Origin of the sequence: Bacillus sp. 3103sda1 (genome assembly GCF_024159135.1) — a bacterium.
In the GTDB taxonomy this organism is placed as follows: Bacteria; Bacillota; Bacilli; order Bacillales; family Bacillaceae_G; genus Bacillus_A; species Bacillus_A rhizoplanae.
The window spans coordinates 825860-851497 of sequence record NZ_JAMYWS010000001.1 but is presented as its reverse complement, the minus strand read 5'-3'; the positions used below and the strand labels follow the sequence as shown (position 1 = coordinate 851497).

The 25638-nt window shown below is 36.3% G+C and carries 25 protein-coding genes and 1 pseudogene; 4 read left to right on the top strand and 22 right to left on the bottom strand.

Features of this window, described 5'->3' with window-relative positions:
• Window positions 1-81: 81 nt before the first annotated feature.
• The 15 genes from NKR74_RS04365 to NKR74_RS04295 form a co-directional block, all read right to left on the bottom strand.
• Entirely contained in the window at window positions 82-549 is a 468-nt protein-coding gene (locus tag NKR74_RS04365; protein WP_253628730.1) for a DUF6985 domain-containing protein, read from the bottom strand.
• A gap of 15 nt (window positions 550-564) precedes the next feature.
• Window positions 565-942: an HNH endonuclease gene (locus NKR74_RS04360; RefSeq protein ID WP_309247646.1), complete on the bottom strand. Its 378-nt coding sequence runs from the start codon at window positions 940-942 to the stop codon at window positions 565-567.
• A gap of 361 nt (window positions 943-1303) precedes the next feature.
• Window positions 1304-1735, bottom strand: coding sequence for an SMI1/KNR4 family protein (locus NKR74_RS04355; protein WP_253628729.1), 432 nt, complete (start codon window positions 1733-1735; stop codon window positions 1304-1306).
• The gene (locus NKR74_RS04350) at window positions 1732-3309 is read right to left on the bottom strand and encodes a hypothetical protein (RefSeq protein ID WP_253628728.1); all 1578 of its coding nucleotides are present in this window, start codon (window positions 3307-3309) and stop codon (window positions 1732-1734) included. Before NKR74_RS04350 ends, NKR74_RS04355 begins: the two co-directional genes overlap by 4 nt.
• 31 nt (window positions 3310-3340) lie before the next feature.
• Window positions 3341-3676, bottom strand: coding sequence for a hypothetical protein (locus NKR74_RS04345; protein ID WP_253628727.1), 336 nt, complete (start codon window positions 3674-3676; stop codon window positions 3341-3343).
• The gene (locus NKR74_RS04340) at window positions 3676-4407 is read right to left on the bottom strand and encodes a DUF5081 family protein (protein ID WP_253628726.1); all 732 of its coding nucleotides are present in this window, start codon (window positions 4405-4407) and stop codon (window positions 3676-3678) included. The genes NKR74_RS04345 and NKR74_RS04340 overlap by 1 nt, the downstream gene beginning before the upstream one ends.
• A gap of 428 nt (window positions 4408-4835) precedes the next feature.
• Entirely contained in the window at window positions 4836-5141 is a 306-nt protein-coding gene (locus NKR74_RS04335) for a WXG100 family type VII secretion target (RefSeq protein ID WP_253628725.1), read from the bottom strand.
• Between the two features lie 50 nt (window positions 5142-5191).
• Window positions 5192-5575 (bottom strand): hypothetical protein, encoded by a 384-nt coding sequence (locus tag NKR74_RS04330; protein ID WP_253628724.1) that lies wholly within the window; start codon window positions 5573-5575, stop codon window positions 5192-5194.
• A gap of 201 nt (window positions 5576-5776) precedes the next feature.
• Window positions 5777-7009: an L-2-hydroxyglutarate oxidase gene (gene lhgO, locus NKR74_RS04325; RefSeq protein ID WP_253628723.1), complete on the bottom strand. Its 1233-nt coding sequence runs from the start codon at window positions 7007-7009 to the stop codon at window positions 5777-5779.
• Between the two features lie 85 nt (window positions 7010-7094).
• Window positions 7095-8033: a glutarate dioxygenase GlaH gene (gene glaH / locus NKR74_RS04320; RefSeq protein WP_253628722.1), complete on the bottom strand. Its 939-nt coding sequence runs from the start codon at window positions 8031-8033 to the stop codon at window positions 7095-7097.
• Window positions 8034-8293: 260 nt separating this feature from the next.
• Window positions 8294-8446, bottom strand: coding sequence for a hypothetical protein (locus NKR74_RS04315; protein WP_253628721.1), 153 nt, complete (start codon window positions 8444-8446; stop codon window positions 8294-8296).
• Window positions 8447-8650: 204 nt separating this feature from the next.
• Window positions 8651-9010 (bottom strand): DUF3870 domain-containing protein, encoded by a 360-nt coding sequence (locus tag NKR74_RS04310; protein WP_253628720.1) that lies wholly within the window; start codon window positions 9008-9010, stop codon window positions 8651-8653.
• A 32-nt stretch (window positions 9011-9042) separates the two neighbouring features.
• Window positions 9043-10485, bottom strand: a complete 1443-nt coding sequence (locus NKR74_RS04305; RefSeq protein WP_253628719.1) for an aldehyde dehydrogenase family protein — start codon at window positions 10483-10485, stop codon at window positions 9043-9045.
• A gap of 36 nt (window positions 10486-10521) precedes the next feature.
• Window positions 10522-11850 carry a 4-aminobutyrate--2-oxoglutarate transaminase gene (gene gabT / locus NKR74_RS04300; RefSeq protein ID WP_253628718.1) on the bottom strand — a complete coding sequence of 443 codons (1329 nt, stop codon included), beginning with the start codon at window positions 11848-11850 and terminating at the stop codon, window positions 10522-10524.
• A 45-nt stretch (window positions 11851-11895) separates the two neighbouring features.
• Window positions 11896-13362, bottom strand: a complete 1467-nt coding sequence (locus tag NKR74_RS04295) for an amino acid permease (protein WP_301287770.1) — start codon at window positions 13360-13362, stop codon at window positions 11896-11898.
• Between the two features lie 402 nt (window positions 13363-13764).
• Between NKR74_RS04295 and NKR74_RS04290 the strand changes: the two genes are divergently transcribed.
• Together NKR74_RS04290 and NKR74_RS04285 are read left to right on the top strand one after the other, a co-directional pair.
• Complete coding sequence (locus tag NKR74_RS04290; protein WP_176524524.1) at window positions 13765-13917, top strand: hypothetical protein; 153 nt, start codon at window positions 13765-13767, stop codon at window positions 13915-13917.
• Window positions 13918-13977: 60 nt separating this feature from the next.
• A pseudogene (locus NKR74_RS04285) lies at window positions 13978-14259 on the top strand (IS66 family transposase); the annotation flags it as partial.
• Window positions 14260-14529: 270 nt separating this feature from the next.
• Here the strand turns inward: NKR74_RS04285 and NKR74_RS04280 are convergent.
• Both NKR74_RS04280 and NKR74_RS04275 read right to left on the bottom strand, forming a co-directional pair.
• Entirely contained in the window at window positions 14530-15369 is an 840-nt protein-coding gene (locus tag NKR74_RS04280; RefSeq protein WP_253631077.1) for an ABC transporter permease, read from the bottom strand.
• Window positions 15362-16567 (bottom strand): quaternary amine ABC transporter ATP-binding protein, encoded by a 1206-nt coding sequence (locus NKR74_RS04275; protein ID WP_098306304.1) that lies wholly within the window; start codon window positions 16565-16567, stop codon window positions 15362-15364. Before NKR74_RS04275 ends, NKR74_RS04280 begins: the two co-directional genes overlap by 8 nt.
• Before the next feature lie 210 nt (window positions 16568-16777).
• On the opposite strand from NKR74_RS04275, the gene NKR74_RS04270 reads away from it, so the two are divergent.
• Together NKR74_RS04270 and NKR74_RS04265 are read left to right on the top strand one after the other, a co-directional pair.
• Window positions 16778-17635, top strand: coding sequence for a glycine betaine ABC transporter substrate-binding protein (locus NKR74_RS04270; protein WP_253628717.1), 858 nt, complete (start codon window positions 16778-16780; stop codon window positions 17633-17635).
• Window positions 17636-17908: 273 nt separating this feature from the next.
• On the top strand, window positions 17909-18193 hold the full coding sequence (locus tag NKR74_RS04265) for a hypothetical protein (RefSeq protein ID WP_253628716.1): 285 nt from the start codon (window positions 17909-17911) through the stop codon (window positions 18191-18193).
• A gap of 215 nt (window positions 18194-18408) precedes the next feature.
• Here NKR74_RS04265 and NKR74_RS04260 read toward each other — a convergent pair whose 3' ends face one another.
• The 5 genes from NKR74_RS04260 to tyrP all read right to left on the bottom strand — a co-directional run bounded on the left by NKR74_RS04260 (window position 18409) and on the right by tyrP (window position 25117).
• Window positions 18409-18702, bottom strand: a complete 294-nt coding sequence (locus NKR74_RS04260; protein WP_253628715.1) for a YerC/YecD family TrpR-related protein — start codon at window positions 18700-18702, stop codon at window positions 18409-18411.
• A 457-nt stretch (window positions 18703-19159) separates the two neighbouring features.
• Window positions 19160-20545: a Na+/H+ antiporter NhaC gene (gene nhaC, locus NKR74_RS04255; RefSeq protein ID WP_253628714.1), complete on the bottom strand. Its 1386-nt coding sequence runs from the start codon at window positions 20543-20545 to the stop codon at window positions 19160-19162.
• Between the two features lie 282 nt (window positions 20546-20827).
• Window positions 20828-21643 (bottom strand): pyridoxine/pyridoxal/pyridoxamine kinase, encoded by an 816-nt coding sequence (gene pdxK / locus NKR74_RS04250; RefSeq protein ID WP_218007842.1) that lies wholly within the window; start codon window positions 21641-21643, stop codon window positions 20828-20830.
• A 117-nt stretch (window positions 21644-21760) separates the two neighbouring features.
• A complete protein-coding gene (tdc, locus tag NKR74_RS04245; protein ID WP_098306292.1) occupies window positions 21761-23623 on the bottom strand; it encodes a tyrosine decarboxylase in 1863 nt (620 codons plus the stop codon).
• 54 nt (window positions 23624-23677) lie between these two features.
• Window positions 23678-25117, bottom strand: a complete 1440-nt coding sequence (gene tyrP / locus NKR74_RS04240) for a tyrosine-tyramine antiporter (protein ID WP_098306290.1) — start codon at window positions 25115-25117, stop codon at window positions 23678-23680.
• Window positions 25118-25638 lie beyond the last annotated feature (521 nt).

The window sequence follows — 25638 nt, the reverse complement described above, 5'->3', positions numbered from 1 at the left end:
GCAGAGATTTAGTATTTATCTCTGCTGTTTTTTGCTATTAACTTCCAAAACAAACTAATCTTTTATGTGTAATAGTGATATTTAAATTGCAACGTCTTGATAACCTACTTCATCTACTTTTTCATTTATAAGACGAACCCCTAAACCATTTTCCTCATCCCACGAACAGTCAAATGATACTCCTATATCACGTCCATCGCGAAGGAAATCATACGGAACAGAAATACCTACTAATGTTATATGTTCTATTAATTGATCAACTGTTTCAATTAATGGGTAGTCTTCATTAAATGCAACATCATAACCAAGCTCATGCCTTTTTTCTTTATAATAATCTAAAATTGGTTGTAATATGTTATGTTGGATTTTTTCCCAATTATCCATTAATGAATTATATGCTACATATTGCCCTTCATCAAAATCCCCATCTTCTGTACCTCCTACTAATAATGCTATCTCTGTGTCCTTTCCTAAAAACTTTATGGTTCTGTATCCTACCCATTTATACTGGTAATCAAGTTCTCCAAAAACTTTATCATTTATTGTCATTTTAAAATCTCCTTATTATTTATTTGCAAATCCTCCAGGCTCAAAGGCTCCTGCGTTTATCTCACCAACTCCACCAAGGTGTCCAAATTTGGCGTTTATTTCTGTTGGCACAAGTTGCATAGTAACTCCATCATTTAACTCATGCCATGTTAATTTATTTTTCACTCGATATTTTTCTATATCTTTTGCTGTAATTCCACCAGATTCCATTCCAAATTGGTGTGCCAATTCTGGTGAATTATTAAGTTGACTTGCTAATCTTTCATTTGCTTGCTCAAAATTATAACCTCTAGCAGCATTTCCTTTAGACCCTTTTCCACCTAACATATAATCAGCCTCAATTTGTGCTTTTGCTACAGGTGAAAAATCAGGAACTCCATTTTTATACTCAATTCTATTAATACCAGCTTCATTTAAGATTTTCTGTAACGTAGGATCTGGTGGTGGTTTTAGGGTACATAAAGACTCACCTCTAGCCCCTTCAAAAACGACATTTGAATTCGTTTCTGCGGGTGTTTGCTTAAATCTTGATTCATATGTACTGGCAAATTCCTCTTGCTTGAAGGCTGGCGGAATATCAGCATCTCTATTACCCGTACCCTTAATGCACTTATAAAATTATAATGCTCTTTTCACTCTAAAACGCAAAAAAGCACTCATCGTCTATTGTAGACAATGAACTGCTTTAAGTTTGTACGTACAATCATTTGATACTGACAGTATGGTACCCTATATATATCTTGACAAATATATTCTAACATTTTTTAATTACATCTATACCAGTATCATTTATCAATAAATCACTTATTGAATCAGATACATATTTCAATTCATCAACATCTAAATCATTAAAAGCTATTACATATAATCCAAAGCCTTTTTCTCCAGTAGCATATATTAATGCATTACCACCTTCATCATCAGCTATCGCTAGTGAATTGGGGATACTTTCCTGTATCGCATATGATTCATTCATCTCTATACAACCCTCTGCTCCCCATATTCTAATATATTTTTCTTCATCAACATTAATCTCTATTTCTGTTAGTTCTCCTATTATCTCTAGAAAATCTTCTGGAATCTCTATCTTTGAGAATTCAATTAAATTTTTTATATCTTCCTCATTTGAAGCTGACTTACTAGCATCTATTCTATATTTACTACTTAAATTATTTAATATACTCATTTGATCACAACCCTTTCATATGGTACTTTCAACTTATCTAACATTTTATATTGTTGCTCTAGAACACTATTTATTGTATCGTTAGAAAATCCTGCATTTTTCAAATCATCTACTATATACTGTAATTCATCTTGTAAGCTTGAACTCCACTTTCCATTACCTTCCGCAACTCTAGCATTTCTTCTCGCATTTTGTGCTGTACTTATACTCGTATGCGGCATTCCCTTACCAGTTTCTATTGTTATAGTTGGTGCTAAATTTGGGTCATACCCATATTTAGCAAGATTGTCTATCGCCCATTGTTTCTGCACCCCATGATGAGATTGTAATCTTCCACCATTAGGTCCAGTTCCTTTAGGTACTGGTGCAGAACCTGCATGTGTTTTATTAAACAATACATAGTTTTGTTCAACAGCCTCACTAGCCCCCGTACTTCCTCCAGAACCACTATGCCCTTTCGCAAGTTGATAAGCTTCATCCTTACCTGCACCAAAGCTTTTTGCCACGTCTCCAGCAGTTGAATATTCTACATAGGGAAGTTTTACTCCCATTCCGGTATCTGCCCACTTAACTCCTACTGGAATTTGCGTCTTTTTCACTGTATTTAGCGCATTCTTTAAAGTACTATTATCTCGCAACGATTGTACCACATTTTTCCCTGTATTTGGGTTAAATACTTTGCCTGCATCTTGCATTTTTGATAGTTTCGCCATGGATGGAGCGCTGCCGATTCCTTTGAATCCTTTTGCCGCTTGACCTAGAATTGGGATGGCATCGAGCGCTCCGAATACCCCTCTCTCTGCTCGTTCCGCATCGCTTAACTTTCTGCCGGTTCCCCAGTCTTTTCCGTCGTATGCACTCTTGATTTGTAAGCCTCCATAAAGAGCTGAGGCTGTTAATCCGGCCGGTGGGCAAGCAATGGTTAAAATGATAAGTCCGGCTCCTATTGCTAGATCACGCCACGTCTCCAATTTTTTTTGTTCGTCTTCGATCGATGTGTATTCGAATCCACGCATGGATGGGACAAGCTTTCGGTATTCGGCGTAATCTAGCTTCGCATCTGGATTTTGTTTTTTTATTTCTTGATACTGTGCGTGAAGAACTTTGTCAAACGCTACGGAGTCTTTGAAAATATCGTCCACTGTTATTTTATCTTTTTTCGTCGTAATCGTTTGTGGCATGCCATAACCATGTGCGTTTGGCATCGTTGTCGTAGAAGTAGAGCCAATTCGATTTTTCGTAGAGTAGTTTCGAATCGATAGATGGCTCATTTTTTCCGCAAATTTGTCCATGTCCTTATGAAAAGGTTCATCGATATGTTTCGATACAGCTTCCCCTGCTTTTGTACAGTAGTTTCCTAGTGTGATATAGTCGTCAAGCAATCGATTGATTTTTCCTTGCTGACTGGTATGTTGAAAGTGAATACTTCGGTCGGAGTCTAGAGAATGTATTTTTGCCTCTATCTTTTCTAGAAGGTCATTGGCACTTTTTAATTCCATTAGTGCCTCTTTTGTTATTTGGTCTATTCCTTCTTTCATTTCTTGCCAAGCATCTGGCTTGTAATGCACATCCATTTCTTTTTCATCCCCCTTTGCCGTATAGTGATTAACCGATAGTACCTAAGATTTTTTGTAATTCTTCATCCTTTTTGATCATTTCTTCTAGTGTATAGTTCACAAGGAGTGCCGCTTGTTTATAGTTGTCTGCGAGTTCCATCGTTTTTCCTAATATTTCGTTGTATCGCTTAATGACTTCTGTTGCTTCGCCTTTTCGATAAAAATCGCAGTTTGTTAGACTATCAATATTTTTCGCTACGCCATCAGCATACAGATTATAAATATTTTGCAGACGCGTTGCGATATCAACCATTTCTGTGAAATTAACTAAAACTTCTGAGCCACCGCCGCCTCCTGAACTGCCATCCGTCATTTGTGCGTGCATTAGTTGATTCCTCCTAACGATAAACTTTTTGGATCAATAAATTTCTTATATGGCATTTTTAACACATCATATATTTTCTTATTTAAAGCATATAGACTAATCCATTCATATCGTTTTCGTTCTACATCAATTTGGATATAATCGTCTCCCTCTGTGAAGTATAAGAAACAATCCCATTTTCCTTGTTCTGTTAAGCTTTTTGTACGCGGTCGGCTGAATGTTTCTATTGCTAATATTTCTTTTTGCGATAAATCCATTTCTTCAAATGTTTCCTGTTCTTCCTCTGTCATCTTATTTGTTAAGAACGTAGTATCTTTCTCTCTTGGTTCTCTCATTAGAAATGGAATTCTCTCTAATAACGATACATACACATCCCGCTTCGGTATGTAATGGAGTTCATATTTCTCATCTGGCTTTATTTCTGTTAGTACAGCTACTCGGTCTTTGTCATTTGGTAAAAATCCTACTAAGAGGTTATTGAATCGCGTATATTCCTGACTTTCTTGATACGCTTTCAGTAATTCAATGAGTTGGAATCCAGCCATTGTCAGTCCGCCATCTTCCATAATGAGTCCTTTTTCCCTTAAGCTTTCGGTTGCTTTCGTTACACAATCGGCATCACTCATTATGAGTTTTTCCCGTTCAGGTAAACCAAATAAATAGATAATTCCAGCTGCACCAGCTAATACATATAATTCAGAAGGACTGAAACTTTCTATGTTATTTTGCATCGTTTAATCCCTCATTTCTATCAGATTTTACCGAAAGAGTACCCCTACTTCAATTTCGCGAAGGGCACAGCCCAGAAATAAGTAACGGGGTGAATTTCGGTTTTTGCTAGGCGAAACATTTGTTCTTATGATATGATATTCCCATGCACAAGTTGTACTTTGAAAACTGAACATACGAAGTTGTAGCAGGTACATATTGGCTCTGCTATGTAAAATGTTCAAGCCTAAAAAGTGGCCGAAGACGTGTTGATGATTCTTAAGAATCTTGCAGTAGGCTCATACGCAGTCCCAAAAGCAAGACTAATGGGATAGAGGGGTTGGGTGTTTTTAGCACACCATTGTGTCAACTCCACTAACGTTAAGCGTTCAGCAATGTTCGATACGTTAGAAACCCCTACTTCAAACGACGTTAAGTGGGGGAGTATTCATTACAGGTTTTTAATCGTTTGTACTTCACTTGTGTTAGAGAATGTATGAATATGTTTGTCGAGATCTTTTAACGCTTTCGTATGATCTTCAAGTGCGTCCGCCATATCTGCATTTAACTGAATGATTAATTCCAAATAAGATAGAAACGCATCTCGTGTTTTTCCTTTCCAATGAGAGCTTGTGACAGTTGCTTGTAAGTCTTTTGCTTGTTGGAGTGAGTCTTTTACACTATTTTCAATTTGCTGTGCATAGGTAATTGCATTTGCCGCTCCCTCACCAGAAATCTCAATTTCTTTCCCGCTCATGTTTAAACCTCCGTTTCTATTAAAATGCAGTATAAATTCATAGTTTGCATTTATTTTTTCGCTGCCGCAGCTTCCCGTTCTTCTGCCACTGCTTTTGCTTTATATTCTAAATATTTACTGTATGCTCTACTTTTAGCATGTGTAACGTTATCTAAAGAATGCTGAAAATGAGTCATAAGCGCAGATAAAGTATCATCTTTTTGGTGACGTTTATCCTCAAATTCCCGAGCTGGAATTTTCCCAGCCGGCAAGCCGTTACTTTTTGATTCATAACTTCTCTTTGCCGACTCTGCTTTCTCAATACGTTGTCTTACTTGTATTTCCTTAGATTTTAAATATTCATATAACCGGTCATATTCATCACGTTTTCGTTCATTTTCTGTATAACTAATATGAAAGAAGTTACCAACACTATCTAAAAACCTTTCTGACATTTCTAAACCTCCCCATTTCTGTGAATGCAACATGCTAGATTGGTATTTTTTATCCACAATTCCATTTTCTATTCACAAAATGTTCAATACCGTCATTTTATCAAACCACTTATACATTTACCATATTTTATGAAAGAAGGAACAGAAAAGGATGGCTTCGGTATATGAACCAAAACCATCCTTTTATTAAATCTTGTTTATTCAAGCTTTCACCTGAAACGCCCCCGACGAACTTACCATATCCGCCACTGTATCTGGAATTTTCTCTGCAATCGACTCCCCAATTTTCAAGCTGGCTGTTGCCGCCGGAGACGGGGCATTGCAAATATGCATGGAGTTCGTGCCTGAAATAATGCAAAAATCATCTACCATATTTCCATTGGACATAATTGCCTGTGCTCTTACACCAGCATGAGTTGGAACAATGTCCTTATCCGTGAGCTCTGGTATTAAGCGCTGCAAGCTTTTAAGAAATGATTGTTTACTAAAAGAGCGAATCATTTCTTTCATGCCTTCTTTCATATTCGGCATTGCCATTTTCCAAAAGCCGGCATACGTCATTGTTTCCATAAAGTCTTTTAGATCAAAATCTTTTTTTGTATATCCTTCGCGCTTAAAGCTTAATACCGCATTAGGTCCTGCATGTACGTCTCCGTTTATCATTCTTGTAAAATGAACACCGAGGAACGGAAAATCTGGATTTGGAACTGGGTAAATCAAGTGTTTCACGAGATGACGCTTTTCCGGAACAAGTTCATAATATTCGCCTCGAAACGGTACAATTTTCATATCCGTTAGTAATCCTGTTTTTTTAGCGATACGATCACTATGTAATCCGGCACAGTTAATGAGAAACCGCGTTGTAAAAACGCCTTGATTTGTCTCAATGGTAACGAAATCTTTTTTCTCAAAAATATGTTCTGCTTTCGTATCTAAGTGCACTTCTCCTCCGTTCTCTTGGATGAAATGTGCAAACGCATAACTTACCCCTTTATAATCGGCAATACCGCAAGAAGGAACTCGAATCGCTCCTAGCCCTTTTACATGAGGCTCAATTTCCGCTAATTCTCCTTGATCAATTTTAGAAATCTCCAAACCATTTTGCAGACCTCTCTCGTAAAGGTTCTGTAAAAGAGGAAGTTCTTCCTTTTCTGTAGCTACAATCACCTTTCCGCACATATCATAAGCAATTCCGTTTTCTTTACAAAACTGAACCATTGCTGCATTTCCTTCTTTTGCAAATCTAGCTTTGTAGCTGCCTGGTTTATAGTAAATGCCGGAATGGATAACACCGCTATTATGCCCAGTTTGGTGATGTGCAAGTATGGGCTCTTTTTCAATAACTGCTATTTTGGCATGAGGAAATTTTTTCGTTAAAGCCATCCCAGTTGAAAGCCCAACAATCCCGCCGCCAATAATTATAAAATCATACATCAACCTTCCTCCTTATATCTTATATGTACGTATACCCGTATATCATGAAAGGCAGGTCTTATTTAAAGACCCGCCATACATATTATTATTTGGAAAAGCAGCCGCGTTGGCGCATTAACTCTCTATACAAATCTTTATTTTTCTCAAAAGGAGCTCGCCCGTGCATCCAAAATAGATTATTTAAAAGAACTAAATCACCAACTGGTAATTTTAAGGCATGCGTTGCTGGAGAGTTTTCGACAGAGTGTGATAGTTCTTTCAGATATGTTGCCTGTTCAATATTATCAGGGTAAGCAAATTGATCGATAAAGCAAATACAAGGCGCATTATTTACATCAAAAAATGTTTCACGGTATACGATTTCCTGTGCATTTTTACTTGGCGGTGCTTTGTATGTGACTTTAACAGGTGCTAGTGGATGACTTCGAAACTTATCAAGCTCCTCCCAATCATCTAAATGAAGTAAACGTGATTCTCCGCCTACTGCATTTTTTTCCTCAATTTTCATCATAAGCAGCCAATCTGTCGGTTCATCAACAAATGTTCCATCTGTATGCAGCGTGAATAATCGATACGCTTGGCGAAGATAAGAATCACTGCTATCTGTATCTTTCACGTTAAATCTAGCATAATACGTTCCTGTCATTGCATCAAAGTTAGACGTACCAATTAAGTGCGTTAATGCCGTTGCAAATTTCACATATTCTTCTGCATTTGTCGTTTCGCCCTGTACACCAATTGTAAATCCGCCCGTTTCACGGTCATGAATAATACCTCGAACATTTTCCATAAAGGATGCACCAAAGATTTTTTTCATTTGATCAGCAAGGATAAAGCGAGAATAAGGAATATATTGCAATGATTGCTCAGAATGTTCTTTTGCCTCTTCGAAAAATTGTTGAAGCAATTGCTGATTTAATACAATATGATACAAGCGTTTATGTTCTGGATGAGGAACAATTTCATATCCCTCATACTTCTTTGCAAATTTCATCTTTACTTCTTGTTCCGTAATCATCGACATCTTCCTCCTTAGTTCAAATAAACCAAAAAGCCAGTCATACGCATCCACAATAATAAATTGTAGAAACGTACAACTGGCTTAAAATTACGAGTGTTCTTTAATCTCTTAAAGTACAATAATAATAGACAGTTTTTTTTATTAAAATATGTGCAAAACAGAAAATGAAGATCGGATTTAGAGAAGGCTAATTTCTCGTATGGATCTTATCACTTTATAGTTAAATATTAATTCATAATTTTCTGAATGTCAATGTGTTTATATCATTTATTTTCAATTTTCACGTTCGTGTACTTAGTTTTATTTCGACCACACACTTTACACATTTTACACGATTTCGCTACACTATTTTCCACACACCCTCTTTTTGTTTTTGCCTGCTCCTTTACACCTTGAACTTCACTTGGTTTTGACATCTTTCTGCCTCCTTATTGTATATAAAATGAAAGAGCCAGTTATATTCCGCGCATCAAATAAGCAGAAATACAACTGGCTCTCGTTTACGAACGCTCTTTAAACGTTAAAGTGCAATAAACTCGACAGTTTCATAATTTAATTTGAAATCAAAAAACTACTTTATCCCTCATTAACGGGCAGTAAGACCCACACTGATGGAAGTTTCACTTTATAGGACCCATTTCCTCATATTCCTCCTGAGGTGTTTCGCCGTTTACGTAACTTGTATATTGGCGGTACAAATCTTTTAAAGCACTAATAATTGCATTTTGCGCTTTTCCTTGATAATGGTAAGAGATTTCTTGAATGATGTCTTCAATGCCATCTCGTAAACTATATCCTCTTAAGATTTGAGAAATAAAATCTCTCCCGTGTCCTGTAGCAAGGGTACATGACGATTCGATAATTACATGATATTTGTGATCTGCCTCTATTGTAATCGTTAGTGTTTCATAGACGCTGCGTACAGCCATCCCTTTCGGAAGCCTTGCATGTCCTGCCATGAAAAAAGTACCTTTACGCATGTTCATCCCCCATTATTGTGCATCAGTTTATATTATACTTGATCTACATACACCGTTTTTAACCTTGTATAAAATTCTGCAGCTGCTTTCCCTTGTTCGCGTGGTCCGGCACTAGAATTTTTCATTCCTCCAAACGGAACTTGCGGCTCTGCTCCTGCTGTTTCGGAGTTTACATGAACCATTCCAACTTCCATATCATCGATAAATTGCTGTGCAAGACTTAAGTTATTTGTACAAATGGATGCACTAAGCCCATATTCCGTGTCGTTAGCCAGGTGAATTGCTTCTTGATAATTGTTCACCTTAAATAAACAAATAACCGGACCGAAAATTTCTTCTTTCGCAATGCGTGCATCGTGAGGTACATCTTCAAAAATAGTAGGTAAAATATAAAACCCGTGTTTTAACTCATCTTCTGTTGGTACGCTTCCCCCGCAAATTAAGGAAGCCTCTTTCTTACCTGCTTCAATCATCGATAAAACAGTTTGCTGCTGATTCTCGGATACACATGGCCCCATAAACGTATTATTTTCTAATGGATTTCCAACTTTAAGAGCCTCTGTACGTAACACGAGCTCATTACGAAACTCCTCATAAATTTCCTCTTCAATTATAATTCTACTTGTTGCAGTACATTTTTGTCCCGTTGACATAAATGCACCTCTTATCGCAATCTCTACTGCTTTACTAATATCAGCATCTTTTAATACAACTAATGGATTTTTCCCGCCCATTTCTAATTGTACTTTTTTGCCGTTCGCAACAGCAGTTTGCTGAATTGTTTTTCCGACGCCATTAGAACCAGTAAAGGATATTGCTTTTATATCAGGGTTTCCTGTTAATTCCGTTCCAACTACTGAACCTTTCCCAAATACACAATTGATAACGCCAGCAGGAATTCCCGCTTCGTGAAAAGCATTCACGAGGTGAAATACTGATTTTGGTGTAATTTCTGCAGGCTTAATGACAACAGTATTTCCGTAAATCAGTGCCGGTGCCATTTTCCATACTGGAATCGCAATCGGGAAATTCCACGGCGTAATTAATCCTACTGGTCCAACCGCTACTCGTTTGCTGTAGAGCAGCGTTTTCGGATTGGCCGAAGGAATGATTTCTCCCACGGGCTGATTCGCTTCTCCTGCATAATATTCAAGGATACTAATTGCTCGCTTCGTCTCTCCTATCCCTTCAGCAAGTGTCTTTCCTTCTTCACTCGTTAAATCATGACCGATTTCAGTCACTCGTTCTTTTAAAATAGCTGCCGCTTTCCATAAATAATTTGCCCGCTCTTGAAACGATAAGCCTTGCCAATTTTGAAAGGCTTCTTTCGCAGACGCAATCGCTGCTTGTGTATCTTCTGCTGAGCTTAATGGAAATTCTCCTAATACTTCTCCATTATGCGGATTATAGTTTTTTGAATATTGATTGGTAGATGGTTCTTTCCACTGACCATTTATATAATTGAAAAATTTCATTCTCCTACCTCCAGCTGGAAACATAACCGTTTTTTCTTATTTGGATACTTTAGCAATTGCTGCTTCGAGAATAGCAAATCCTTCTTCAAGCTGTTCATCTGTTATAACAAGCGGCGGTAAGAAACGAAGTACACTGCTATAAATACCAGCACTTATTGTGATTAAACCTTTGTTATGCGTGTCTTGCATAATTGCTTTCACTTCTTCTGTTGCCGGCTCTTTCGTATTTCGATCCTTTACAAGCTCCATAGCCGTCATCGCACCAAGGCCTCTCACGTCGCCAATTAATTCATATTTATCCTTCCAGCTATTGAACACTTCCATCATACGATCGCCGATTTCACGAGCACGTTGTACTAAGTTTTCTTCTTCGATTACCTCTAAAACAGCTAGACCAGCTGCGCAAGCAACCGGGCTTCCTGAAAAAGTCCCGCCAAGTTGTCCTGGACCAGGTGCATCCATTAATTCCGCTCTTCCTGTCACTGCGCTAAGCGGCATACCTGCTGCGATGGATTTTGAAAATGTCATTAAATCAGGTGCTACCCCGAAATGATCCATTGCGAACAAGTTTCCTGTACGAGCAAAGCCCGTTTGAATTTCATCTGCAATCATGACAATTCCATATTTATCACAAAGATCTCTTACTCCTTGCATAAACGTAGCACTTGGGACAATAAATCCACCTTCACCTTGAAGCGGTTCCAAAATAATTGCGGCAATATTATCACTTGCTACTTCCTCTAACATAAAACGTTCGAAATACGCTAAGATTTGTTGATCTACTTCTTCTGTCGTCATCCCGTCTTCTGCGCGGTAATAATACGGATAAGGAAGCTTGTACACATCCGGTGCAAACGGACCAAATCCATGCTTATAAGGTTTTACTTTACTCGTAAGAGACATTGTCATAAGCGTACGTCCATGATACGCACGTTCAAATGAAACGATGGCACTGCGCCCAGTCGCTTTTCTAGCAATCTTCACAGCATTTTCTACAGCTTCAGCTCCGCTGTTTGCAAACATTGTTTTTTTCTTAAAATCTCCTGGCGTTAATTCATTCAGTCTTTCAGCTAACGCAATATAGCTTTCATACGGCGCTACATGAAAACAGCTATGAATAGAAGATTCTACTTGCTCTTGAATTGCTTTTACTACCTTCGGATGACAATGGCCTACATTTTGCATCCCAATCCCGCCTGCAAAATCAATTAATTCGTTACCATCTATATCAGTAATAATGGCTCCTTTCGCAGATTGAACATATAAATTGGTAATATTATATGGACCTGCAGGCACTGCGTTCTTTCTTCTTTCGTTTAAAATATCAGATCTTGTAGTTACAATATTGTTCTTTTCTTTTAACATTGAACTTACCCCTTTTTTCATTTTTTATTTTACATTACACACGACTTAGTCCTTCTCTAAACCAATCTCCGAACCTTTTAAAATTGGAAATCCTGCCTTATCAGCCTTAATAGGCTTATTTCTAACTCTTAGAAAATAGGATGCTATCACTATAGCAGCAGCTAAAATCGTTAAATAAAATTGCATACGCATATCCGCTATAAATGCTTGCGAAACAAATATCGTAACGATCATCAAAAGCGTTGCGTATGTGAGATAAGGAAATAACCACATTTTCACCTTTAGTTTTCCCGGGTCTTCCCTTTCCGCTTCTCGTCTTAATCGAATATGAGAAACTGCAACAAACATATACATAAGCATCGTAACGCCGCCTGAGCTATTTGCTAAAAAAGCAAATAGTTTATCAGGAGATATAAACTTCAGCATAGCGCAAACGAATGCGAATAATACACTTGCAAATATTGCCCAAATTGGTGCACCTCTACTGTTTAATTTTGAAAAAGCAATAGGAGCATCTCCCTTTTTCGCAAGCGAAAATAACATGCGAGAACTCGTGTATAATCCTGAATTTAAAACAGAAAGCAAAGATAAGAACACAACCCCGTTCATAATTTCAGCAGCAGCAGGGACTCCTGCCATACGAAATAAACTTGCATAAGGAAGCTTCAATGCTGACGCATCGTTCCACGGAATGAAAATGACCAAAATTGTTACAGACCCTACAAAGAAAAGCATAAGACGCCATACAACAGTATTAATTGCTTTTATAACATTTTTCTCTGGATTTTCAGATTCTCCCGCCGCGATAGCAGCTACCTCACTCCCCGATAAAGAGAAGGAAATAAATACAACACTCAGCAGTACAGGAACAATCCCTTTTGGAAAAAAGCCCCCGTTTTCAGAGATTGTAGAAAAATCAGGCCTGTCCACACCAGGGACAATTCCAAAAATCATAGCAATTCCTAAACCTAAAAATACAAGAATCGCTGCAACTTTAATAAAAGCTAACCAATATTCAAACTCTCCATATAGCTTTACAGAATACATATTCGTAATCGTCATCAAAATAATCATGGAAAGACTAGCTATCCATGCTGGTATGGAAGGGAACCAATTGTTGACCATCGCCCCTAACAATACCGCTTCAATTGCGATAATAATGACCCAGTTAAACCAGTATAACCAACCGATTGTGTACCCTGCCCAAGGTCCAATTGCCTTATGAGCATATGTTGCAAAAGAACCACTATCAGGATTTACCGCAGCCATCTCTCCTAACATCCGCATCACGAGTACAACCATTAAAGCACCAATAATATAAGACAAAATTGCTGCTGGACCTGTTGATTGAATAATCGTTCCGCTCCCTACAAATAATCCTGCTCCAATAACCCCACCAATTGAAATCATTGTTATATGCCTGGTTTTTAAGTCTTTTTGCAGTTCATTTTTTTCTTTAACCAAAAAGATCACCAACCTATAAGTATTTATTTTCACAAATCCTTCTAGCATACATAAGATTGAAACATTGCCCGTCATTGATAACGCTTTCTAAAACCCGTCCTATAAATCGTTCTTCTGATAAGCATATGTAACGCTCATCCTTTTCTTATTTATAGAAAAAATAAAAAGAGCCAGAAAAACAATGTAAAGAGTCACATTGGATTTTACTGTCTCTATCCCTATGGCTCGTCTTCCTGCTAAGGAAGTTCAAGTGGAAAGAAGCCAATTCATTTCTATTCAATTCATCGTAACAATATCCGGGCTTGCAGGGAGGCTAATCACTGTCATCCGTTAATAGACTAATAATAATACAAATAAACTGAATATTCAACATTTATTTTAAATTCAGCAAAATTAACATAAACCGCCTTGTTTGAATACATTATCGTACAATCATAAAGGTGGGATAATATGGAACGAGAACAGTATAGACAAATGGAGGAAAAAGATTTGCCTCTTGTAGAACCGAAAGCATATGAAAATGTAAAGCAAATTGTTATTGTCGGTATTCCAACTTTCATTGGATTATCAATTTACGGCATAGTAGTAACTCTTTTGCAATGAAGTAAAACTTCCAACAGTGGAGGGGTTTTCTTCATCCCCCACTGATGGCCCTCCCAATCGGAAGTCTTACGCGAACCTGGGCGGGCCGCAACAACCAAGTCCTATCTGTGGTGATACCGTACAGGAGATATCCCTATCTTTCTTTATGACTATCAACCCACAAGAGCAGGGGAGCATCCGAAACGTTTTTTAACTGGTTTTCAAGGGTATTTACAAGTAGATGGATATAGTGGTTATCATCAAGTACCGGATGTCACCCTTGTGGGATGTTGGGCACATGCCAGATGGAAATTTGATGAAACCTTAAAGGCTTTACCTGATTCACAGAAGGGGAAAAAAGTGAAGTAAACAAAAAATAACTCCTAAATCAACTTTTATTGTATATTTTGGAGTTACTTTACGTTTACTCCTCCACTGATTATCAGCCCTCACCAATCGTGCTTTTACGGGCAATTTATCCCCACTTAACTTCTTTGCTTTCGCCGAATTTTGAGGTGGGAGTCTTACTACCCACAAATAGCGGGATAAAATTCCATCATAAATATGTTTCGACATATTATATTCAATTCAAAATTTTATTTCGGTAACTATCTTCATATAATGAATGCTTTTTTATCCTCTTCTTTTTCGATGAAACCCTTGTGTAACTCGATCTAATATAATTGCAATTACTACAATAGCTAGCCCCGCTTCAAATCCCATTCCAATGTTAACTTGTGTTACAGAGCGATATACATCTACACCAAGTCCTGGTGCTCCTACAAGTGACGCTGTAACAACCATTGATAATGATAACATAATACTTTGGTTAACCCCGGCCATAATGGTTCCTGTCGCAAGCGGCAATTGTACTTTAAACAACTTTTGTGATGCAGTAGAGCCAAAAGCATTCGCAGCTTCAACCAAATCTTCTGGTACTTGTCTAATTCCTAAGTCTGTAAAGCGAATTGTTGGTGGCATCGCAAAAATTACAGATGCAATAATCCCTGGAACGACACCTACCCCAAAAAATGTAATCGCTGGAATTAAATACACAAACGCTGGCATTGTTTGCATAAAATCTAATGTTGGCCTTAAAATTTTTGAAAATCGTTCATTTTGTGACGCTAAAATACCGATTGGAATCCCAACAATAATGGAAATGATAACCGACGTAAGAACAAGCGCTAATGTTTGCATCGTTTGTCCCCAGTAGTGAATGTTTAGAATGAATAATAAGCCAATTAACGCAAAAACCACCAAGGATATTTTCCGCGTTGTATACCAAATGAGAAAACATACAATGATGATCATGAAAAATGATGGAATCCACGTTAAAAAATTTGTAAATAAATCAACGAAACCACCAATAACGTATGAAAAACCTCTAAATAGCCCTTCAAAATGAGCATATAAACTAGCTACAAACACATCGACCCATTCACCTAATGGAATGCGTGGAATACTATTCATCGTCATTCACCTCTTCCTCAATGTTTCCTGCAAGGGCCTGAATGACACTTTCTCGTTTGATTATGCCTCTTAACCTTTTCTTCTCATCAATAACCGGTAATGGGAGCTTCATCTCTGCCATTTTCCCATATGTCTCTTCAAGTAATGTATCTAAATACACGTGCGGAATATCTTTCAGCAGTAAATCAGCAATCGGCCACTGTTTTTGAACTGCTTTACTTGCGTCATCAGCTGTTAATATCCCTAAAAATTCATGTTTTTTATTTACAACATATACAGTAGACACGCCTGCATTTCTCATAATTTGCAGTGCTACACGTGGTCCGCGATCGATTAATAATGTTTCTGGCCTTTTCAAAATAGATTCAGCAGTAATAACTTTTCCTAAATTCACATCCGCAACGAATTTTTCCACGAATTCATTCGCAGGGCTCATCATAATTTCTTCAGGAGTTCCAATTTGTACGATTTCTCCATCTTTCATTAATGCAATACGATCACCAATTCGAAGCGCTTCATCTAAATCATGCGTAATAAAAATAATTGTTTTTTCCATCTTATCTTGTAGCTCTAACAATTCATCCTGCATTTCTTTTCGAATGAGTGGATCTAATGCGCTAAATGACTCGTCCATAAGTAGGACATCCGGGTCGTTTGTAAGAGCTCTTGCAATGCCGACGCGTTGCTGCATACCGCCGCTTAATTGCCCTGGATAACTATCTTTATGATGCTCTAATCCTACTAACTTAAGTGATTCCAGTGCCTTTACTTCTCTTTCCCCTACCGGAACCCCTTGTATTTCTAAACCATAGGCAACATTTTGTATAACTGTACGATGAGGAAATAACGCGAACTTTTGAAAAACCATGCTCATCTTTGTTCTTCTGACTTTTCGAAGCGCCTCTTTTCCCATCGTTGCGATGTCTTCTCCATCTATGTATATATGACCTGCTGTTGGTTTTATTAATTGGTTTAACATCCGAACTAAAGTCGACTTCCCACTTCCTGACAATCCCATAATTACAAATATTTCTCCTGTATATACTTCAAACGTTGCCTTTTTCACCCCAACGTTCATCCCTGTTTCTTTCAATATTTCTGATTTACTTTTTCCTTCTTTTAATAAAGCAACTGCTCTTTGAGGGTTTTTTCCAAATACTTTTGTTACGTTTTCAACACGAACTTTTGTATTTTCCATACAACGACTCCTTTTCTGCCCATCTATTCACATAGTGTAGCGATTTTAAACAGAAATATTACATAGAAATTACTCCTATAAGATTTTTTAAAATCTTCGTTTCCGTTCATAATAAGAAGGTTCGCATATAGATTTAGCAATGCTATACAAAATTAAATACACACATTCCCATAAAAAGAAATTTTCTATTTATGAAACGGGAGGCTTTCAATGAAACGAAAAATATGGCTTATATGCATTTTGTTATTCATCAGTATGATTATTACCTCTTGTAATGCAACAAATGCAAATATAAAAGGAAAAATTAAACTTGGTGTAACAAGTTGGAAGGAAAATATTGCGGTTGCAAATATGTGGAAAGTTTTATTAGAACAAAAAGGATACAAAGTTGAACTCATGTATTTAGAAAAAGCTGCCATTTGGACCGGCGTTGCTCGCGGCGATGTAGATGCAAACTTAGAAGTATGGCTCCCTGTTACTGATAAACCATTAAATGATCGGTATAAAAATGACATTGTTCTAAAATCAAAATGGTATGAAGGAACTGGACTTGGTTTGGTTGTCCCTTCCTATATGAAAGACATTAACAGTATCGAAGATTTAAACGCTCATAAAGACGAACTGGATAATAAAATTGTCGGTATTGAACCAGGTAGTAGCCTTATGAATTTAACGAATAAAGCGATGAAAGAATATGATATAAAACTAAAACTTGTCCAGTCTTCAGAAGCTGCAATGATGAGCGAGTTAAAAAAAGCATATACGCAAAAGAAACCAATCGTTGTAACGCTTTGGAATCCACACTGGGGCTTTTCAGAATTTGATTTAAAATATTTAAAGGATCCTAAGAAAGTATATGGGGAAAAAGACGACATTTATTACTCTGTACGAAAAGGTTTCGAAAAAGATTATCCGGCAATTGTGAACTATTTTGATAGATGGAAAATGAATGATGAACAGCTCGGTACATTGATGGTAATGTTAAATAAAACAAAGGACCCTGAAGATGCTGCACGAAAATGGATTAAAAAGAATCAAGCATTAGTGGATGGGTGGATAAAGGATTAATTTACTACTCAAAAATAGGCAAGAGAACATGAGATTCTCTTGCCTATTTCACATTATTTTTTGTCAATCACAGCATCCACGATACCGTATTTTTTCGCTTCTTCCGCTGTCCGTTAATGCGGGATAACCGTCTTTTACTTTTTTAAAATCATTCATGCTGTAGATGGAGAAGATGATGAATGAATTATACAAGCAACCATCTCATAACCACGGATGAATTTTGCTCAATTATAGAACAATATACATATCACGTAAGAAAGGAGACGATTCCTATTGTATACATACACCTTATACGATTCAGGAGATTCCTTTAGTATCAGCAAAGCTTATCATATTAAATGCGAAATTCCTCCCCACCGATTTAGAGCGATTATGATGGAGTTTCGCCGTAATAAAGAAATAGGAGAAAACGTTGGAGAATTTATCAACTTCATGAAACGGGAATTTGATGAAGGATTCGAACTGTTTGAGTATGACGATATTGTACAGTACGATGCAGATCAAGAGAATAGCATGATACTGGCAAATTTACTGGATCAAGCAGATCAACATGTATGAAAAAAAGAAGAAAGCAGGCCGAATGAACCTGCTTCTTCTTTGATTTCAAATTGATTGTATGAGCAATCTCTCATTCCTTGAATCGTTTCCATACCCCGTATCTCAACTCTTACACCCACCACATTTGTGAAGGTGTTTCTTCTATGATTGGTTTGATAAAGGGCCAGGTTTATAGAGTAAAAAACGCTTCATTTTCTGCAACTATAAAGTGAAACTTATTTTTCTTTCATACGAGTAAAAACAACATCATACATATCATTTCCATAGTGTAAAGATCTCTTCACACGAGAAATTGTTGCTGTACTAGCTCCTGTTTCTTCTTCAATTTCATGATACGTGTTGTGCTTATATAACATTTTAGCTACTTTAAATCTTTGAAAGATTGTCTTCATTTCATTCACTGTGCATAAATCATCAAAAAAACTATAGTACTCATCTACCGTTTCCAATGTTAACATTGCTTCAAAAAATTCATCTAAATCTTTTCCACGTAATTTATCTATTAGCATATGCCTACCTCCACTTTCATTAGAGTAGCCGCTGCGCCACAAGATCCTCATTCTTATGCCAAAGTATATGAAAGCTCTTCCACATGAGAAAATTTGCTTTGTCTTCTATTATGTTTTATCTGATAAGACTTTTTCTATTTTTTATTTTCTTCTATATCGAATGTGAATTTCCTCACAAATATAAATAGTACGATTACACTCTCATGTCAAATCTACCCCTAAAGATATATCAAAAAAATATAAAAAAAGGTAATTCACCTCTATTTCCATCTTATTAATACTTTAAAGAGTATAAGGTATTATATCACTATTTTTTAATATTGAATCCTGCCTCTATATTAAATATTCGTGGCAAAATTTTGTCTAAATTATGTATCATATACTTCAAATAAAAAAGCTGGCATTTACCAGCTTTTTTAAAACTATTAAATTTCCTTTTACGATGGAAAATGATGCGTTAACTAGCTTCTCTATGTTCTTTTAATGGTTGTTTTCCACTTCCAATAAATCCCAAAGCAACATGAATTACAGGAACCACTAAACAAAATATAGTGAATGGCAAATACTGCAGCGTAGGTACACCTAGTGTACCAGCGATAAACACACCGCTCACTCCCCATGGAATCAATGGATTAACAGCTGCTCCGGCATTCGCTAAGATCCCTGAAAGATTTTTCGGATCTACATGAATTTTCTCATATTGTGATTTAAATGCTTCACCTGGTAAAATAACTGATAAATACTGCTCTCCTAAAAGAACATTGATGCCAATAGAGCTTAATGCAGTCATGAGCATTAAGTTTCCTTTCGTACTTACCATGCCCGAAATTTTAGAAATTAGCTTTTCAATAATTTTTACTTCTACTAATAATCCGCCTAGTGCTAAAGCAAGAAGGATAAGAGAAACAGACCACATCATGCTTTGCATTCCTCCGCGAGTAAGTAACACATCTACACTCTTTACACCTGTTTTAGAAACAAATCCATCTTGCATAAAAGCAGCCATTTGACTAAGGCTAGTATGTGGATGATAAATATAACAAATAACAATTGTAATCGTTATACTAAGTAATAATGTCGGAATAGCTGGTACTTTTTTTCTTGCACATAAAAATAATACTAATACTGGAATTAATGTGAAAGCTGAAATAGTAAAAGATGAATGAAGTGTCTGAACCAGCTCATCGATATTATTTCCTGCTGATACTGATGCTCCATGTCCCACAAATAAGAAAAAGATAAGAGTTATAACAAAAGCTGGAATAATTGTCCGCATCATACTACGAATATGTTCAAATAAGTCTACTTCTGCAATAGCAGCTGCTAAGTTCGCTGTATCAGATAACGGAGAAATGTTATTCCCTAGAAAAGCACCCGATATAATAGCACCTGCAATCATCGCTGGATCTAAGCCCATCATTTGTCCCATTCCTAAAAATGCAATGCCCACAGTTGAAATGGTTGTAAAGGAACTTCCCACCATTATCCCCACAAGTGCACATATGACAAAAACAGAAGGTAAAAAGAATTTTGCAGATAAAATTTTAAATCCGTAAATCATTATGGTTGGAATTGTTCCTGCCGCAATCCAAACACTAATTAAAATCCCAATTAGCATAAATATAATGATAGGAATTAAACCGGGTATAATTCCGTTTTGAATCCCTTTATGAATTGTGTCCCAAGAAAAACCTTTCACTTTTGCAAATAAAATAACAATTCCTATGGCGATTAAAATAGGCACTTGAGGAGGTAAACTTAAGCCTATAATACAAGTTCCTATAATCGCTAATAAAACAACTAAAAGAAAGATACTTTCTTTAAGTGTTACATCTCTTTTCATTTTAATAACTCCTTATCATGTAAAATGGTTGTAGGATTCTACCAACTAATCCATTTACTATTAACTTTTGTGAACAATTGCACATTCAATATCTAAACACTATATTAAAAAAGAATCAATGAAAATAAAGTGAAACTTTTATCAGTGGAGGTCTTACTGCCCGCGAATAGCGGGATAAACCATAAAAAGGCATAAACAATGCTTTGGATGAGTATATATCACTTACAAATCATGCCAATGGATGTTTATGCCCTATTTTATTCACCTAAAAATATAAAACAGTTAACGCAAATCAGCTTTATTATATGCACCATGCCAAACTGGACCAACAAATGTATTAAAAGCAAATCCGCGTTTAATTCCCTCTGTCGTAAAGTCCTTCGCCTTCGCCACAGCTTCTTTTACCGAAAGTCCTTTAGCTAGTCCGGCTGTAATCGCTGCTGCAAACGTACATCCGGCACCATGGTTACAGTTCGTATGAATTTTCTCCGCTTCATAAAGCACAAACTCTGTTCCATCATAAAGTAAATCGATTGCCTTATGATCCGCTAGAGATTTTCCGCCTTTTATTACAACATTTTTAGCACCAAAATCGATAATTCTCTTTGCTGCTTCTTTCATATCGTTTACCGTTTTTACATTTTGCATTCCAGATAACTGACCCGCTTCAAATAAGTTTGGTGTTACAATTGTTGCCTTTGGTAAAAGAAGATCACGCATGGCAAGTCCATTTTCAGGATGCAGTGGTTCGTTTTCTCCTTTACAAACCATGACCGGATCAATGACAACATTTTGCATCTCATACGTTTCAATTACATCACTTACGAGCTCAATCATATCTATAGATCCAAGCATTCCTGTTTTCATCGCATCTAATTTGCCGCCGGAAAAAATTGTTTTTAATTGCGCTTGTACAAGTTCCTTATCAATTGGATGAACATGATGATGCCAGTTTTGATCAGGATCCATTGTGACGATTGTTGTAATGGCAGTTAGGCCAAACGTACCATACTCTTCAAATGTTTTCAGATCCGCCTGTAATCCTGCTCCTCCACTTGAATCAGAACCTGCTATCGTTAATACTTTTTTTACCATCACGTTTTCACTCCTCAATTGATCTTACTCAAATAAATAAGGTCAATTATATATAAAGATGAATGCATAACGACTGTTAGCGTTATACATTCATTCTATTAAAATGGTTTTCTACTAAACTTATTTCATTTCATTGTAGATTGCTTCAAGTTTAGCTTGAATTGCTTTTTCTAACTTAACAGCATATTCTTCAAATACTTCTTTATCATGAGCATATGGAGATAACGCACAAGCACGTAATACTGTTACTTTACCTTCACGATCCCATTCTCCTTCGCTAAATCCAAGACTCTTCACGAATGGAAGTGGGCTGTTACCGTAGTCAGGAATAGCAAAGTCAGTATGAGATGTAATGAACTCATTATTATATAATCCGCCTTTAACGTAAGAAGCTTGATCGAAGAAATCATGATTTAATTTGTTCATTTTTTCTAAGTCTGTATTACCTTCTTCATTAAATACATAGTCAACCATATTAAAGTCAGGTTTTGTTAATGGATACACACGAATTGTTTTATCGCCAACTTTAAATTCTTTTTCACTTAAGAAGTCATAGAAACGATAAGCTCCTTCAATACTTGCACCAATTAATTTTCCATAACCAGTTACATTTAACGGCAACACTTTATGAGCTGTCCAAACTGCTGCTGCAGTTGCACCTGCTTTAGAACCTTCTAATATATATGCACCTAATAATGCTGGAATATCTGCACCTTTTTCGAATACATACGTTGCAAAGTAGGAAATTACATCGCGCATTCTAATATCTTTAATAACAATACCGCCCGCAGAGTAAGGAATATATCCCATTTTGTGTGGATCAATTGTAATCGTTTCTGCTTGGTTCATTGCTTTAAATGAATGATAAACTTCTTTTGTTAACCATTCGCATTTTTCACTGAAGATGTTGTGTTTTGCGTACACTTCTTCGATTTGATCCCATTCGATAAATTCGTTATTTTCATCTAAGAAAATAGAACGAGCATAACCGCCATAAGCTGCGTCTACATGAATGTAGAAATAGATGCCTTCTTCTGCTAATTTTTCACGAAGTTCTACCATTTTATCAATACGATCTACTTGACCTTCTTCTGTTGTACCAATAACCCCAACAACACCTAGAACAGGAATTTGTTGTGCTGCTAGTTCACGAATTTTTTCTTCTAATTTATTAATATCCATACGATAGTTGTCATCAACATCTACTTGCTCTACACACTCAAGACCAACACCGATAATATCAGCAGCTTTTAACCAAGAATAATGTTTTGTCTGTGGAATTAACCATTTACCTAATTTTTGTAGATTTTGACCACTGCGTGCAGAATGAGCTTTAATTTCATCAATTTGTTCAGGAATTTGATCTAAAATATCTAGAATTTCTTCTGTAGACATATTCAGTAATTCCCATTCAGATTTACCTGCAACAAATTCAGGAGCTACTTCTTTAATTGCTAGTGGTAAGGATTTCATATTACGCGCATACCATAAGCCCTCTAGGTTAGCAATGGAACCATCTGCGCAAATATGTCCCCAACTTTCACCTTTTTTATAGCTCATCAGTGCAGCAAATTCATGTCCCACTTCTTCTTCCATTTGAGAAGTACCTGGTGAAGATTCATATGCTACGTTATTACCGTTCCATAACATTGCTGCTGTATAAGCGATGATAGAAGGCATTAATGTTTCAGAGTTCATATGTCCCCAGAAACGACCAGCAGCATGCCAAGGTAAAGAGTTCGTACGTAATTTAGAAGATAATACATTGAACACACTGCGAATATGATCTGCAGTTTCTTGGAAATTTTTAGAACTTCTATCTTGAGGTGTGATAACAGGTAAATCTTGCGGCATATAGTTTTGTCTCCAACCGACATGCTCATCTACCATTTTTAATAATAGTTCTTTAAATAAATCTACATTTTCCCCTTTATCTCCTAAGAATAATGCTTTTAAATTAATGTCTGGCATTTCATATTTCATTTTCATTTCCTCCAATTTTCAATCAAATTATATAAATATATAGAATAATTATTTTTAATTAGCTTGTTTTAAATATTCTGCTTCGTTATTTTCTTTTTTCCATTCTGGTTTCTTACATTTGTTAATAATAAGAGCAATCCCGATCATAACCACCGTAGCGGCCACTTGATAAATTACGTAACCAGTATACTGACTTGGTTTTAAAATGGATGGTGGGATCAAACTTACAATAATCGTAAGTACAATACCTATCATTGAAACAATAGATACAAACCACATTAATCCATTTCCTTTACTGCCTAATCTAAATGGTCTCTTAACATTAGGCATGTTATAGCGTAAGCGAATTGCTGAAATTGCAATTAAAGCATATACGATACAATATAGAATCGTTGTTGTAATGGTAATAATTAAGAATGCACTATTAACATCTGGAACGACTACATATAAGAAAGATACTAACGAAATAACAATTGCTTGAATCATTACAAAAGTGATAGGAACATCTTTCTCTGTTCTCTTTTGGAAGAACTTAGGTAGGTTCCCTTCGTCTGCCACTTTAATCATAGATTTACTTGGTCCAAGTACCCATGCACTTAGCTGCACTAAAACACCAATTAAAATCATTAAAGAAATGATGTTAACAAAGATAGATGGAATTCCTAAATCTTGACAGAAAATCAAGTATGGTTGTGTAATGTTAGCTAACTCTAAATGACCGCGTGGCACTGCGTTAGAAACTGTTAAACCAGCGATAATATTAAAGATTACTAGTAAAACAACAGAAGCGATAACAGCAATTGGATAGTTACGTTTCGGATTTTCAATATTATTTGCATGTACAGATGAGATCTCTACCCCCGCAAAAATAAAGATAATCCCTGATAAATACGCTAAGCTGCCCAAGTCTTTTAAATTAGGTATTAAATCACTTGGTTTAAAATTCCCTAAGTAACTATTTGGCTGAATTCCATTTTTAATCATATAGATAACACCTAGAACTACGAGAATAACAAATGGAATATATACACCAATAACAGCGCCCCAGTTACCTGCGATTTTTACCATATCAAACTTAAGGTTTAATAAAGTCACACCCCAGTATGAAATTAAGATTACGGCAAAAATAAAGTAGTTGTTTGAAGATAGTTCTGGCTTATTAATAACGTAACCGAATAGAACACCAACAGTTGACGAAACCATTACCATCCCGAAAAACATTTGAACCCATAATAACCATGAGGTAACAAATCCCCATTTTTCACCTAATGCATTTCTAACCCAAACTTGTGGGCCACCTTCTTCAGGAAATCCTGTCGAAAGTTCGGCTGACATGAGCGCAATAGGGAGAGCAAATACAACTGCAGCAATTAACATATAGAAAATTTGCGTCCATCCTGTAATAGCAAGCGTCGGTACACTACGTACAGTACCAAAGAATGCCATCGTAATACCAATTAACCCAAAAAGCGTTAATTTTTTTGTCTTGGCCATAACTATGCCCTTCTTTCCTTTATTTAATTTTTATAGAATACATAAACTGAACTAATACGCTAATTTTCAAAAGAACTGCACTATCAAAATACAAACGTTAAAAACTAGGGTATTAAAACAAAATATCTGATACAAGATTTGTAGATCCTATAGAATCATTCCTTTCTTCAAACAATGCTATTATTTCGTAGAATACAGCCATTCATTTCTTCATAATACGAAATGAATAATATTCATAAAATAATCATCTGTTTTGCTAAAAACCACTTCACAAAACTTAAGTTTCATCTTGTGAATCATTACACAAGTTAACTTATGACGTCAGTCTACTCCTGTAATTTTGTTTTGTCAACAACCGAATAAACACTGATTTGACAGTGTTTATTCACAAAAATAAAAAACTTATTATTTAGGGTATTAAAGGTTTAATGCTTTCATGTATTAAAGCTTTAAATCTTTTATTTATAAAAATACACAAAATAAATATAAATAAAAATGAATATTAATACATTGATACCCAC